This is a genomic window from Chitinophaga sp. ARDCPP14, from assembly GCF_051362515.1.
Lineage (GTDB): Bacteria > Bacteroidota > Bacteroidia > Chitinophagales > Chitinophagaceae > Chitinophaga.
This window is the reverse complement of the sequence record NZ_JBKIXB010000007.1, coordinates 157,266-170,695: the sequence shown is the minus strand read 5'-3', so window position 1 is coordinate 170,695 and position 13,430 is coordinate 157,266. Positions and strand designations below refer to the sequence as shown.

The following is a 13,430-nucleotide window of genomic DNA, read 5'->3' as shown; positions in this document are numbered from 1 at the left end:
TAGACCGGCTCCATGCGACAAAACGATACCCTCGTTTATTTACTGATACCTTACCATCAATTGCTGCAACTGTTCCCATATTGGGATTACGCCATTTTCAGTATTTGCCAACAGGATGATTTTCGTTTTGCTTTTCGGGATATACAACATAATCGAATTAAAACCTGCAATACCGCCGGTATGCCAAACGATAGGCGTACCATATATCTCGGTCAATGTAAATCCAAGGCCGTAACCATATCGTTTCAGGTAAGCAGGCGGTGGCGGCGGCACAAAGTTATTGGGAAAGAACATGGCCTCATCAACAGGTTTGCCACTACTTGTAAGGGCATACGTTGTCATTTTCTGAAGGCTGCTCTTTTTGATGATCTTCCCGCTATAAAGCGCATCCAGGAATTTGATCAGATCAGCAGCAGTACTTCGGAGTGAGCCTGCCGTATATGGCATTGTATAGTTGGTCGGTTCCTTAAAGGTGGTATCATTTATTTTCTGATAACCCTTTGCCCAGGTATCGTCCAGGTCATGGCCCTCGTCCCATAAGGTCTGGTGCATTCCTGCTTTGCTTAATACATGTGCCTTTAGATAGTCCATATAGGGAAGCCCGCTCACCTGCTCAATGATTTCTCCAAGTAGCACATATCCTGAATTGGAATAGGAATGTTTTGTGCCAGGCTCGAAAAGAAATGGTTTCTTCATAGCCTGCAGGTACAAGTGTGGATTTTTACACATAGGAAAGTTACCTGGCGTATTGGCGGGCGTTTCGCCTTCCCACCAGTTCGGAATACCGGATGTATGCGACAGTAGCTGGTAAATGGTGATACTATCACCTTTCGGGTAATCTTTGAAATACTTTGAGAGCTTATCGTACAAACCTACTTTACCTTGCTCGACAAGGGTCATCAATGCAACGGCCGTAAACGGTTTAGTGATCGATGCAATGCGGAATTCACTTGCCACGTTCACTGGTTTTCCGGTGGTAAGATCCGCAATGCCGTATGCTTTTACAAAAGGCTGCTGGTGATCATTTTCTATGCCCAGCATAAAGCCCGCTGTTTGTTTATTGGTGATCAGCGTTTGTACGAGACTGTCGATGCTATTGGTAATGGCAGCATTCGCCGGCGAAACTTCAGTGGCCTGACCTGAGGCCTTGCCGGCAAATATGATAGTGCAAAATGTCAGGACGATAAGATATCTCATTAGATTATTGCTAACTGGTTGATCAACAATTGCTATTTGTGCGCCAAATTTATAAACTATTGATTGTGAGCAAAACCTGTAAATTTTTGTATAAATTATTGTTCAATATCGAACGGCGTATGTGCGCTGGCAAACAGTGATCAAAGAATAAGTCTGAGATAAGGCGATCTTAATAGCCTCATATACTCATCCATCATACGGATATGAATGAATTAGCCGTGCCATCCCGGCAAAGATTATTTCTTCAGCGATCCAACGTGCTTATAAGTGTTGACAAGCAAACCGGTGGGTGTGGCTTTCGAGTCAACAAAAGCAAGTTCCCGGGCGTCAATACTGTCAGCCAATAAGCGTTTACCCCGGCCGAGCAAAACCGGGTAGGTAATGAGCACAACTTCGTCAGCCAGTCCCTGGTCGAGCAGCAAGGAGGTTAACGTCGAACTTCCCACAACGATCAGGTCGCGGCCTTCCGTTGACTTGAGATCGCGAATCGCCGCTGTAATGTCCTCACCCAAATGCTGCACCGGTCCCCATTCCAGGCTATCGGGCCTGTGCGTGGCGATGTATTTCGTTGCAGCGTTTATAGCATTTGCCATAGGGAAATCTCCGGCATTAGGCCAAAAGCCACTAAATATATCATAGGTGTGGCGGCCAAGTATCAGGTCAAAATTCGGCCCGTATGCCTCAAAGAGCATCGCCGCCCCGGCAGGGCTTCGATAGGGTGTAGTCCAGGCGCCATAGGTGTAGTCTCCATCATGTTCTATCACGCCATCCAGCGAGATATGTTCGAAAATTCTGATCTTTCTCATTTTATTTGTTTTAGTTTGATTGTTGTCCAAAGTTAACGAGGACAAGGTACACAGGTGAGGTGCAATTGCGACAATATGAGGGTGTTTTTTAACCATTTGCATTTGTATCAATACCTAGTGGTTTGGACAGGAGAAAGGTTGCCAGCAACATCGCAAAAGCCTTTGGATGTGTTATGAAGCCATTGTGCCCTCCCGGAAATATTGTTATTTCTTTCTTTAAAAATTCAGCGATACTTATAGTACATTGATGGGCTAAATTTTCTCCGGACGTAGCACCGGCCGCTAAAAAAATCTTATCTGCCACTTGTTGTAATTCAACGGGGTTAAGCCGGTATTTCCGGACAGAAGGTGCATCATTCTGAAGAAAGAAAGCAAGATTGGCAGTTCGTTGAGGTGTTGGCATCGGGAACTCTGCATCGGGTTCCTTGTCTTTAAAATTGAGACCCGCCAGCGCAACAAATTTTTGCATGGCCTCAGCAATGCTCCCCTGTTGAAAAGCATTTTCGATTTCCTCCTGCTGTTCCGCCGCTTTAATAGCCGCCGTTTTATCCAGGAATTGCGTGAGCGGGGGTTCATGTGCTACCAGTAAGCGTACCTGTTGCGGATAACGAACGAGAAAGTCTATTCCAAGCAACGCCCCGATGCTGGTGCCAAAAATATATACCGGTTCCGTGGTAAGATGGAGAAGTAAATGATGAATGTCATCTGTATGTACCCGTAATGTAAGCTCCTCAGAAGGGCTTGTCAGACTGCTTTGTGACAGGCCACGACGGTCATAAGAGATGATTGTAAAATGCTCTTTCAGACTACCGGCGATTCCTTTTGTGCCGTCCGCATCTCCATCGCCTCCCTGAAGCAAGAGTAACCAAGGGCCCTTTCCAGTTATTTCATAGTGTAGCCTGGCTCCGGGGACCTCCAAAAAATAAGAAGTTGTTGTGTTCATAAAAGCTATTTTAAATAGTAGTTAATAGTAAGTAATTACTTACTATTTGGTGAAAAAAAATCAGTGCAAAAGTCCTTTAAGCATTTTTTTGAACGTCTGATCCAACAGTTTATTCGTCAGCTTAAATTTTTTATCGGTCGACTGGCTTTCATTATGTAATTGAATGAGGCTATGTAAGGGTGAAAAAGCAAGCGACCAAAACACCTCCAGGGGTAACGCGTCAATTTCTTTGTTCCGGATGGCATTTTGAAGAAACGCTTCCATGGTTTTCTGAAACTTTTGAATAGTGCCCCCGAAAATTATTTTGCGATAGGTGGAATGCCGCAGTAGATCCAGGAAACGAACGCTTGTTTCGTTATCGAGCATATAGTCTGCTCTCGCTTTCCACATCCATTCCAGCCCTTTCTCAATAGACCAGGACGCATCGAATCCATCCAACAGCATTTCCTCCATTTTCTTAGCCTCTTCCTTTGCAATACGAACGATGAGATCATCACTGTCTTTATAATAGATATAAAGTGTCCTGACGGAAATATGGCATTCCCGGGCGATCTTATTCACACTGAAACCCTCAAGGCCCTCCCTGACAAGAAGTTCCATTGTCTTCTGCTTAACCAAAGCTTCCTTATGCTGATCTCTTAGCCGCATGATTAAAAGTAAGTATTTATTTACTTTTGACAAAAAAAATGAAAATCCTGAATAAACATTTTCACCTTCTTACCGATATGAAAGCGGGAACTTGTAAACTGGTGTCCGACAGCAATTTTTACTATTTGGATGGGATTATAGCACCCTGCAGTGCTTGAAATGTCTTCTCATAGTGGAGAAAAGAAGGTGCTGATGATGAAGAAAAAAGGGATAGCTTTTCAGCTATCCCTCACAGCGGAGAGTCAGGGATTCGAACCCCGGGACCTGTTACAGTCAACAGTTTTCAAGACTGCCGCAATCGACCGCTCTGCCAACTCTCCAGGCTGCGAAAGTATAAAAGGAATTCATTCTAAAAAAATTTGTTTTACTTTTTTTATTAGAAAAATTTCGTTAGGAAGCAATCCCCTGGCAGACATCAGGCTACCGGGATAATTTACGTATAGCCGTCACGGGTATAATACCCGCCTGTTGGACACGGGCTTTTTACACCACTTTTCCGTAAATTTAAGTATGAACATATTCTTTGAAGGACCAGTATTATGGTCACAGATAGACGCTAATATGCACCTGCGCCACTCGGCCTATGCCGACTTTGCCGCACAGGCCAGGCTTAGTCTCCTTGAACAGGTAGGGCTTACCGCAGTTCATTTTATACAGCAACAGCTGGGCCCCATCCTTTTCCGGGAAGAGCTGTTCTACCACCGGGAAATCAGCCCTAACGACAAAGTGCGCGTAAGCTGTGAAATGACCAAATGCCGGGCAGATGGCTCCCGCTGGTCCATTAAGCACGAAATTTTCCGGGGCGACGGCACCAAATCCGCCACCGTATTAGTAGACGGCGCCTGGATAGATACCCGTAAACGCAAACTCACAGGACTTCCCCCTGAACTCATGGAGAAGTTCAAAGCCATACCACGGAGTGAGGATTTCGTGGAAGAAGCGTAGGTTGTCTTACTCAGGATTACGCTGATTATATTGATTAATTTTTCAAGATTAATCAATATAATAATCTTGAAAAAAATCTCAAAAAATTAATCAGCATAATCAGCGTAATCCTGAGTAAGACAAAATCCGCATCTATCTCGCCGTCAGCGGTTTCGCCAATTTATCAGATTCCAGCTCTTTTATAAAAGGCAACTGGTTCTGAAGGTACGCCCTCGTCGATTGTTCCAGGTAATTGTCCAGCTGAAAGAACTTGGCCGCCCTGGTAGCGCCCAGCAGCTTGTTAAACTTCCGGAAATAACGCATCTGCAAACGCCCGAACTCCAGATCGTTGTTAATAAACTGCCTGGTAAGCGAATTCATCTTCTTTTCATCAATAGAGGAAAACTCCTCGTTGTACATCTTCAACAAGGCAATACGCTCCGTTAACCATGGACTCTTTTCCGTTTCGTACTCAAGAAATGCAGATTGAAACGCCCTTTCTTCCAAAGGCGAAATTCTTAGAAAGTCATTCAACAATGACTCTTTGTTTTTGCCAAAGATTTGCGTTACAAGATCCTCAGTTGGCAAAACGACTGCAGCTGGCGTAATTTGAGCAGTTAATTGCCAGCCGGCGCCCAGGATCATGAACAGACAGATAAGCTTTTTCATGCACTGAAAATTTAGGATTAATGGCAGGTTCAGCCACAAGCCTATGTATTCAGGGGGTAACGAACACCAGCTTGGTATGGTGTAGTAAAATAAGAAGCAGGTGTAGTGCCCACTACATTATGGCAGTGAATCCACCGTCTTATTAAAACAATAGTCGGGGAGAAATGGTTGCAAACAGTATCAAATAATAACAAAGCAGCCTGAAAGCGGTTACTTTCAGGCTGCAGCTATCGAAAAATGGTGAATGGGGCTAGTTCATGGACTGCTGATTGGATTTCATAAAGGCGTCATATGCTTCTTTTGTCCAATGCTGATAATCTTCCAGGTTGATGCCCAGTCGCTCATCCCGCTCTACTTCTTTATATTCCCGGCTGTCCCAATAACCTTTCGCCAATGACTGAATATTCTGGGAAACCGTGGCAGGTGCTACTTCGTAATCATCAGGATAACTTTTGTAGTTGCCAATTGCCAATACCTGGATTTCTTGTTTTACTGTGTCCTTGCTTTGCTTTGCCATGGTTAAAATTTTTTGGTTAACCCCTGTAAAACAAAAATGGTTCCTGTATGATACCAATCAGCGCCCTTTTAAGATTATATTAACTTAAAATTATGTTAATGGCATCAGGGATGGGAATAAGTCACCAGGTCAATACCCACGCCATTCGGGTCTTGTATGGCGAAATGCCGGTCGCCCCACGGCTCATTGCGGATCGCTATTTTAATGTCCACCCCCTTCGCTTTAATAGCCTCATATACCTTGTCCACATCGGCGACCTCGATGGTCAAATACACGCCCTTTCCATTAAAAGCAGTTTTAAACAATGGTTGCTGCGATGCATGCTCCGGTAATAAAAAACTAATCTCCGCCTGCTTATCCGGTGTATGCAGCAACAGGTAAAATTCGTTTTCAAAAGACACCCCGAATCCTAATATCTCTGTATAAAATTTTTTACTCTCCGCTATTTTAGCCGTAATAATTCCTGCGTTCAGTTTCATTTTACCTGGTTTTACCTGTGAATAAATATTAGATACAGAAAAAAAGAAAATAATCAGTAATAACCATCTTTTCATATACTGCTAAGTTTTATAACAGCAAAACTAGGATAGCCGGGAGAAGAAAAATTGTAAAAAACGGACAACTTATTTACCAAACACTTTAGCCGGGGTAAGGCCATAAAGCGTTTTAAACTCCCTGATAAAATGGGCCTGGTCGTAGTACCCGGCATCGAGGTAAGATTTGTTCCTGCGGATGTGTTCCGGAGAATGAGTAGATTGTAATATCTTCTGGAAACGCACCACCTTACTGAATACCTTAGGCGTGTCACCAATATAAAATTCAAACAGGCGCCTCAACTGACGGGAGCTAATCCCGGGAGGGAGCTCTTTTTCAAGACTGATAACACCCGAATGCCGGACAATCAGATCCACCGCTTCGAGCAGGCGGTTATCTGCCGGTGACATCTTTTGGGCAATGTGATCGCGTAAAAAACCATCCAGCAGGGATTTCAACTGCTGTTCGCTCATTTCTGCATGAAAGCAATCCTGCAAAAAACGGGTAACCGCCGGCGCCACATCCTCTAATGAGATCACCTGCTTACTTATTTCCGCAGCATTTAACCGGAACAACCGGGGAAACATGCCCGGCAAAAAACGGATGCCCACATAATTAAAGCTTCCTTCCAGCGGAAAACTGGTATAGGCATCGCTGAATCCCATGACAAAACTCTGCCTGGGATCATGCAGCTCAAAAAAAATATCCATGCAGCCATCGGCCACCACCCGGTAATGAAAAGGCGCGGTAAGCGGGCGGGTGGTTTTAAGCTGCCAGTAACAATAAATGTATTCCTGTAAGGGCAGGTCCGGCAAAAACTCCCGGTATACCACCGCCTCCTCCGGCTGCTTTACAAACGGCTGTACAGGCGTGTATATGTGAGAATTACTTTTCATCATACGTCCGGATCGTTCTGCAATTATAACATAATTGCCCTGATATAGGCACTCCCATAATTCCCCCACTTACCTAGTATTTTTGAAACGGATTCGAAGATGCCTTTATTGTCTACCGGTTTTCCTTTTACAGGAGGCTTCAGCGCATCTTCTTTTATATCATCTATCAACACTTTAGTGGCAAACCAGGTAACATGCTCGTGCGGCAGGGCCACACCGAGAATCATACCAGGCAAACCGCTAAACGACTCGGGCCCACCAGGAGTAACAATGGCATCAGTATAAAAAGCCACCACGTAAATGGAGTCCATAATAATAGCATTCGCCCGCCGGCAATCAAACCCGGCGATCTTACGGGTTTCATCCGTGATTTTCCAGCGGATCCGGCGCACCGTGTCCTTCACCAGGTACATCTGCTCAAATACCTGCTTCTGCGAAATACTTTGCATACTATCGAGCCGGGAATATACCACATTCACCTCGGCCGGTGCGGATTCCCATATGGGCTTTTTATTATCAGGATTATCCCTTCCCGGTTTATACAGGGACGTTTGACGGGAGAATGAATAATCGAAATAAGTGACCTGGTATTGCGACATCCCTTTTTTCAACATATCCGTCCATGAATTATCCTGCCCCTTACTCTGTTCATCCATGCGGGCAAACAGGTTCACCCGCTTCTCAAATTCTATCCTTCCCTGCTGCAAAAAAGCAGTGTGCTGCGCCCGTGCCGGGAAAACAGCCACCACCACCAATATAACGGTCAGGATTATACGGATTCTCGTAATGATACTTTTCATAACACTATTCTTTTGGAGCCGCCGCACCCAGTTTGTTAAAGTTCCAGATAAAAGACAACAAGCCATAACGCCCAATGGTACTGTAAGTCCGCTGACTGATCGTATTGGTAGACACCGACCTGTTGAAGCCAATATTCTGATTCAGGATATCACTCATGGACAAATTGATCTGTACCAGCTCTTTCTTACCAAACTTCTTTGCCACATAAGCATTCAGGATAGCAGCATTGTTGTTGGTAGCAAACACCGCTGTTTTCTGCCGGATATTATAGTTCAGATCCGCATGCAATACAAATTTAAGCGGCAGGAAAAAACTCACGTTAGGTGAAATATTATACGTCCAGTATTGCGTCCGTAAAGATTTATCCACAGAAGATACGCTGTTGTTAAAATTCGCCTCTCCCTCCAGGGAATATTCATACTTTTTGTCTTTGTACTTACCCAGGTTGATTCCCAGCCCCGTATTGGAAGAATTCGTAGTATTCAATAAACCATTCACATAATTTACATTCCTGTTCAAGCCACCATTTGCCCTTCCTCCCACTCTCAGGTCCCATGGATTGATCTTCCAGCCTATATATAAATTGAACTGTGCGCTCCGGTTTCCATTTACATTTACAGCCTGGCTGGTACTTACTCCTGAAGTATCTATCACGGTCCGGTCGCTGATGGCATTCGTAGTGGATCCATACCTCAAAGACGCCCAGATGCTTCGATTGGTCATTACTTTGAAATCATTAAAATTAATACTGAAGTTATTATTAAAAGATGGCTTCAGTGCAGGGTTTCCAACCTGCAGGTGGAGCGGATCATCATTCAGGCGGATAGGCTGCAGGTCGTCGATGCCAGGCTGACTGGTATACCCATTATACTCAACAGTAAGGCGCCGTTGCTGCGAAAAACTATACCGGAACATTGCCCGCGGATACCAGTTAACAAAGTCCCGTTCTACCTTACTGTTGCGGAACATATCTTTCTGGCTGAAGCTGGTAAGACCCACATTGCCGCCTATGTTAATGCGGATCTTCTTTTTCGTATAGCCGTATTGGATACCACCTTTATGTGTCAGCACATTAAAGGCGTAGTCATTGCTGTACAACGAATCCAGGGCAGTATACTTACCATCGGTCTGTTGGTTATAGGAATTCCTGTTGGAATGATTATTATCGATATTAATGCCATAGTTAAACAGCAGCGAAGAGGCCACAGACAATGGTTCTGTGTAAGTAAAATTACTTACGATACTAATGCTTTCATTATTGGTGGTTTTAAGCTGATCCGTATTTTGCACCGAATCCAGCTTACCCTGCTTGTAGTACTCCGTATAGGCATCCAGCATTCCTTCGCCGTTAGTGCGGGAATAATTCTCCGCGAGGTTCAGTGATATGGTACGCCCTTTTTTCTTCAATTTTTTACGCCATAAGAAGTTTGCATTCATACTGCCAATGTCCGATACATTGGAGGTTTTACGCTCTCCCTGGTTCACGGTTATATCATTCAGTTCCATCCCGCTGCTGCTGAGCCGATTGGCTATTTTATGATCGAGACCGCCATCTATTTGTAATTTGACGGATGAACTGGAGTCGAGCTGTCGCTCATAGCTGCCACTAACACGGTTCCGGAGAATATTGTTATTGAAATGCTCTTTAGAATGATTATAGTAAATAGTATCTGGTAAGATGTTCTGCGACATGCTTTCACTGTTCCCGTCGATATACAATTTCATCAGTTTATAGTTGGCATTCAGGTTCTGCCGGTCCCGGTCCCACTTATCCGAATAATGTAATCCCCCGGTTTGTACCAGTGGATAACCATCGCCGCCGTAGCGGCCATCCCAGCTGTCAAGATCATCACCCCGGAAATTAAGTTCCACATCACCATCATCGTTAAAAGAGAGTTCACCGCTGCCGGAGCCGAACTTCTCCCGTTCGCCCCAGTCGAGGCCTACCTTGCCGGTGTTGGACACAATGCCAAAGGCAGCCAGTTTCTTCTTTCCGCGGAATACATTCAACATAGCCTGGCTATCGTGAAAACCGTTGTCGCCGGCGCCTACGGCCACTTTGCCAAAGTAGCCCCGCTTCTTATCTTCCTTCAGCTGTATGTTAATCGTTTTTGATCTTTCTCCATCATCGATACCCGTAAAGGCCGCCTGATCACTTTTCTTATCGTATAACTGTACTTTATCCACCATATCTGCACGCAGATTTTTGGTGACCAGGGTGGGATCATCTCCAAAAAACTCTTCGCCATCTACCAACACTTTCTTTACTGTTTCGCCCTGCGCGGTAATCTGTCCTTTGCCGTTTACCTGTATACCCGGTAGCTTTTTCAACAACTCTTCCACAGAAGCATTTGCCGCGGTTTCATAGCTGCCGGCATTGAATTCCGTGGTATCTCCTTTCATCTTTATAGCAGCTACTTTTTGCTGTATCACGACTTCCTGCAGCAATCGCGATTTAAGCGTCAGCATAATATTATCGAGTTGCACAGCAGAAGTATCTGATAACGTTAAAGGCTCTACGTAATCTGCAAAGGCAGGATAACTTATCAGCAAGAGGTACTTCCCGGATTGCAGGTGCTTTAATTCAAAGTGTCCTTTTTCATCACTCCGCGTGAATTTATATAAGATAGAATCTTTCGCCTGAAGCAGTGCCACTACGGTATTGGATAACTGTACATGATTAAGTGTGTCTGATACAATACCCTTCACCGTGGCTTGTTGTGCCAGGCAGCAGTGGGTAAGGACCATGCCGAGGATCAATCCGGATAGTTTCTTCATTTGTGGATTATACAGGTTATCGTACAGATGCTATGAAATTAAAATTCCATAATAAAAATTGAACTTTTGTTGCCATGAGTGATAAACATCTGTTAAATGGATAACCTACTTATCATGTAGAGAAAGAAGATTAATAAAAAGATAACCGGCCATATGATAACAAAATCTGTCCCTGTTCATTTTTGAAATCCATAATTTATTGTATCTTTTAAAATATCCACTCCCGTTATGAAGCAAGAAAATTCACTGAGAAGCGCTAATTGGTTTGCCCGCGGAGGCAAAGATGGTTTTATTTACCGTGCCTGGCTAAAGAAGCAGGGTATCCCCTCACATGAGCTGGAAGGCAAGCCAATAATAGGTATTTGCAACACCTGGTCGGAGCTCACCCCGTGCAATTCCCATTTCCGGGAACTGGCAGAAGCCGTGAAACGCGGGGTACTGGAAGCCGGTGGTTACCCGTTGGAATTCCCGGTAATGTCATTGGGCGAAACACTTATCAAGCCTACTGCTATGTTATACCGCAACCTGGTCAGCATGGACGTGGAAGAATCTATCCGCGCCAACCCTATCGACGGGGTAGTGCTGCTATGCGGTTGTGATAAAACCACCCCGGCATTGGTAATGGGCGCCTGCAGTGTAAACATTCCCACCATTGTGGTATCGGGCGGCGCTATGCTCACCGGCAGGCACCGGGGCAACAGTATCGGCACCAGTGATATCTGGCGGTTTAGTGAAGATGTAAGGGCCGGCAGGATGACCAACGAAGAACTCGCTATGGCAGAAGCCGGCATGTGCCGCAGTGATGGCCACTGCGCCGTAATGGGCACCGCCTCTACCATGGCCTGTATGGTGGAATCCCTCGGACTTTCCCTTCCGCAGAATGCCGCTATTCCCGCGCCGGATGCCGCCCGCAAAATACTGGCACAATTGTCTGGCAACGAGATCGTGAAAATGGTCCGGGAAAACAGGCGCTTAACGGATATCCTGACAAGAGAAGCCTTTGAAAATGCCATCCGGGTGAACGCTGCCATTGGCGGCTCCACCAATTTTGTCATCCATTTGCTGGCCATTGCAGGCCGCATAGGCGTAGAACTGAACCTGCAGGACATGGATACCTTTTCTGCCAATATCCCGCTGATTGCCAATCTGCAGCCCTCCGGCAGTTATTTCATGGAAGATCTTTATTATGCCGGCGGATTGCCAGCTGTGATCAACGCCCTGCTGGAGCATCTTCACACCGATTGTATTACGGCCAATGGCAAAACGATCGGCGCCAATTACGCTAACGCTGTCAGCTACAATAAAGACGTAATTTCATCAATAGCAGCTCCCTTTAATACGGTATCAGGCATCGTGGTATTAAAAGGAAATATTTGCGAGGAGGGCGCGGTGATCAAGCCATCTGCCGCAAGTGCTCACCTGATGCAGCATACAGGCAAGGCAGTGGTATTTGAGGATATCGACGATTATAAAAAACGGATTGATGACCCTGCGCTTGATGTGGATGAAAACAGTGTGCTGGTGCTTAAAAATGTAGGACCTAAAGGCTATCCGGGGATGCCTGAAGTAGGTAATCTCGGCTTGCCCGCAAAACTGCTGGCTAAAGGAATTACAGATATGGTACGCATTTCCGACGGCCGGATGAGCGGTACCGGATTCGGTACCGTAGTGCTGCACATATCGCCCGAAGCCGCTGCCGGCGGCAATCTCGCCATTCTCCGCGATGGCGATGTAATTACGCTGGATGTACACCAGCGCCGGCTGGAGGCAGCTATTTCCCCTGAAGAAATTGCGCGCAGAAAAGCCGCGTGGAAACCGGTGTATCCACAGTCCACACGGGGCTATGTACAACTGTACCAGCAACATGTAGAGCAGGCGCATCTTGGCGCGGACCTCGGCTTTCTGAAAGGCAGCTCCGGCAGCGAAGTAACCAGGGACTCACACTAAAAAACGACTCATGACATTTGAAAAGAAAGTAGCGATTGTTACCGGCGCCGGCCAGGGCATCGGTTTTGAGATAAGCAAACAACTGGCGCTGAAAGGCGCTACGGTTATACTGAATGATATTGATGCACAGCTGGCGCAACAGGCTGCCGGCGCTATCACTGCGGCAAAGGGGCAATGCATAGCCCTGCCCGGCGACTCGGGCGATATTGCCTTTATTCAGCAAATGGTGAACACGGCGGTGACACAATTTGGCCGGCTGGACATTGTGATTGCCAACGCCGGTATTACTTTGTTTGGCAACTTCTTCACTTACACACCGGAAGCATTTAACCGCGTTATGCAGGTGAATCTGGGCGGTACTTTTTTCCTGGCGCAAACTGCCGCCAATCAAATGAAGCAACAGCCACAGGGCGGCGCTATCCTGTTTACCTCCTCTGTAACCGGCCACCAGGCGCATAAAGATCTTGCTGCCTACGGCATGAGTAAAGCAGCGCTGGAAATGCTGGCAAAAAATTTAGTGATTGAATTATCTCCTTTTAAAATTACGGTCAACACCATTGCTCCCGGCGCCACCCTCACGGAACGTACGCTGGACGATCCTTCCTATGAACAGATCTGGTCCAGCCTCACGCCGATGGGACGACCCGCTTATACGCAGGATATCGCCGATGCTGCGCTGTTCCTGGTTTCCGATCAGGCGAGGCATATTACAGGCCAAAGCCTTATCATCGATGGCGGGTGGACCAGTATCAGTCCCTCGCCGTTCTGAG

The 13,430-nt window shown here is 45.9% G+C and carries 13 protein-coding genes and 1 tRNA gene; 3 read left to right on the top strand and 11 right to left on the bottom strand.

What is annotated here, in order from left to right; genetic code table 11:
* Positions 1 to 39: 39 nt before the first annotated feature.
* From ACLHR0_RS20210 to ACLHR0_RS20190, 5 genes are all read right to left on the bottom strand, one after another.
* Positions 40 to 1,197 (bottom strand): serine hydrolase domain-containing protein, encoded by a 1,158-nt coding sequence (locus tag ACLHR0_RS20210; protein ID WP_436489016.1) that lies wholly within the window; start codon positions 1,195 to 1,197, stop codon positions 40 to 42.
* 236 nt (positions 1,198 to 1,433) lie between these two features.
* The gene (locus ACLHR0_RS20205; protein ID WP_429050248.1) at positions 1,434 to 2,003 is read right to left on the bottom strand and encodes a dihydrofolate reductase family protein; all 570 of its coding nucleotides are present in this window, start codon (positions 2,001 to 2,003) and stop codon (positions 1,434 to 1,436) included.
* 88 nt (positions 2,004 to 2,091) lie between these two features.
* Positions 2,092 to 2,946, bottom strand: coding sequence for an alpha/beta fold hydrolase (locus ACLHR0_RS20200; RefSeq protein ID WP_436489014.1), 855 nt, complete (start codon positions 2,944 to 2,946; stop codon positions 2,092 to 2,094).
* Positions 2,947 to 3,006: 60 nt separating this feature from the next.
* Positions 3,007 to 3,546 (bottom strand): TetR/AcrR family transcriptional regulator, encoded by a 540-nt coding sequence (locus tag ACLHR0_RS20195; RefSeq protein ID WP_436489012.1) that lies wholly within the window; start codon positions 3,544 to 3,546, stop codon positions 3,007 to 3,009.
* Positions 3,547 to 3,829: 283 nt separating this feature from the next.
* Positions 3,830 to 3,914 (bottom strand) — tRNA-Ser (locus ACLHR0_RS20190).
* Between the two features lie 190 nt (positions 3,915 to 4,104).
* Between ACLHR0_RS20190 and ACLHR0_RS20185 the strand changes: the two genes are divergently transcribed.
* Entirely contained in the window at positions 4,105 to 4,539 is a 435-nt protein-coding gene (locus tag ACLHR0_RS20185) for an acyl-CoA thioesterase (RefSeq protein ID WP_111579096.1), read from the top strand.
* Positions 4,540 to 4,671: 132 nt separating this feature from the next.
* Here ACLHR0_RS20185 and ACLHR0_RS20180 read toward each other — a convergent pair whose 3' ends face one another.
* The 6 genes from ACLHR0_RS20180 to ACLHR0_RS20155 form a co-directional block, all read right to left on the bottom strand.
* A complete protein-coding gene (locus ACLHR0_RS20180) occupies positions 4,672 to 5,187 on the bottom strand; it encodes a hypothetical protein (protein ID WP_370907820.1) in 516 nt (171 codons plus the stop codon).
* A gap of 250 nt (positions 5,188 to 5,437) precedes the next feature.
* Complete coding sequence (locus tag ACLHR0_RS20175; RefSeq protein WP_370907821.1) at positions 5,438 to 5,704, bottom strand: hypothetical protein; 267 nt, start codon at positions 5,702 to 5,704, stop codon at positions 5,438 to 5,440.
* Between the two features lie 104 nt (positions 5,705 to 5,808).
* Positions 5,809 to 6,258, bottom strand: a complete 450-nt coding sequence (locus ACLHR0_RS20170; RefSeq protein ID WP_436489010.1) for a VOC family protein — start codon at positions 6,256 to 6,258, stop codon at positions 5,809 to 5,811.
* Between the two features lie 69 nt (positions 6,259 to 6,327).
* Entirely contained in the window at positions 6,328 to 7,137 is an 810-nt protein-coding gene (locus tag ACLHR0_RS20165) for an AraC family transcriptional regulator (RefSeq protein ID WP_436489008.1), read from the bottom strand.
* Between the two features lie 20 nt (positions 7,138 to 7,157).
* Positions 7,158 to 7,934 carry a GLPGLI family protein gene (locus ACLHR0_RS20160; protein WP_436489007.1) on the bottom strand — a complete coding sequence of 259 codons (777 nt, stop codon included), beginning with the start codon at positions 7,932 to 7,934 and terminating at the stop codon, positions 7,158 to 7,160.
* A 4-nt stretch (positions 7,935 to 7,938) separates the two neighbouring features.
* Positions 7,939 to 10,713, bottom strand: coding sequence for an outer membrane beta-barrel protein (locus ACLHR0_RS20155; protein WP_436489005.1), 2,775 nt, complete (start codon positions 10,711 to 10,713; stop codon positions 7,939 to 7,941).
* Between the two features lie 228 nt (positions 10,714 to 10,941).
* On the opposite strand from ACLHR0_RS20155, the gene ACLHR0_RS20150 reads away from it, so the two are divergent.
* A complete protein-coding gene (locus ACLHR0_RS20150; protein ID WP_429050264.1) occupies positions 10,942 to 12,660 on the top strand; it encodes an IlvD/Edd family dehydratase in 1,719 nt (572 codons plus the stop codon).
* A gap of 10 nt (positions 12,661 to 12,670) precedes the next feature.
* On the top strand, positions 12,671 to 13,429 hold the full coding sequence (locus ACLHR0_RS20145; protein ID WP_429050266.1) for an SDR family NAD(P)-dependent oxidoreductase: 759 nt from the start codon (positions 12,671 to 12,673) through the stop codon (positions 13,427 to 13,429).
* Position 13,430: the final 1 nt, after the last annotated feature.

What these genes read in the sequence shown, in the direction of transcription:
- ACLHR0_RS20145 (WP_429050266.1), top strand. Translation starts at nt 12,671, where the DNA reads ATGACATTTGAAAAGAAAGTAGCGATTGTTACCGGCGCCGGCCAGGGC.
- ACLHR0_RS20160 (WP_436489007.1), bottom strand. Translation starts at nt 7,934, where the DNA reads ATGAAAAGTATCATTACGAGAATCCGTATAATCCTGACCGTTATATTG.
- ACLHR0_RS20195 (WP_436489012.1), bottom strand. Translation starts at nt 3,546, where the DNA reads ATGGAACTTCTTGTCAGGGAGGGCCTTGAGGGTTTCAGTGTGAATAAG.
- ACLHR0_RS20150 (WP_429050264.1), top strand. Translation starts at nt 10,942, where the DNA reads ATGAAGCAAGAAAATTCACTGAGAAGCGCTAATTGGTTTGCCCGCGGA.
- ACLHR0_RS20180 (WP_370907820.1), bottom strand. Translation starts at nt 5,187, where the DNA reads ATGAAAAAGCTTATCTGTCTGTTCATGATCCTGGGCGCCGGCTGGCAA.
- ACLHR0_RS20165 (WP_436489008.1), bottom strand. Translation starts at nt 7,137, where the DNA reads ATGATGAAAAGTAATTCTCACATATACACGCCTGTACAGCCGTTTGTA.
- ACLHR0_RS20175 (WP_370907821.1), bottom strand. Translation starts at nt 5,704, where the DNA reads ATGGCAAAGCAAAGCAAGGACACAGTAAAACAAGAAATCCAGGTATTG.
- ACLHR0_RS20205 (WP_429050248.1), bottom strand. Translation starts at nt 2,003, where the DNA reads ATGAGAAAGATCAGAATTTTCGAACATATCTCGCTGGATGGCGTGATA.
- ACLHR0_RS20155 (WP_436489005.1), bottom strand. Translation starts at nt 10,713, where the DNA reads ATGAAGAAACTATCCGGATTGATCCTCGGCATGGTCCTTACCCACTGC.
- ACLHR0_RS20210 (WP_436489016.1), bottom strand. Translation starts at nt 1,197, where the DNA reads ATGAGATATCTTATCGTCCTGACATTTTGCACTATCATATTTGCCGGC.
- ACLHR0_RS20200 (WP_436489014.1), bottom strand. Translation starts at nt 2,946, where the DNA reads ATGAACACAACAACTTCTTATTTTTTGGAGGTCCCCGGAGCCAGGCTA.
- ACLHR0_RS20185 (WP_111579096.1), top strand. Translation starts at nt 4,105, where the DNA reads ATGAACATATTCTTTGAAGGACCAGTATTATGGTCACAGATAGACGCT.
- ACLHR0_RS20170 (WP_436489010.1), bottom strand. Translation starts at nt 6,258, where the DNA reads ATGAAAAGATGGTTATTACTGATTATTTTCTTTTTTTCTGTATCTAAT.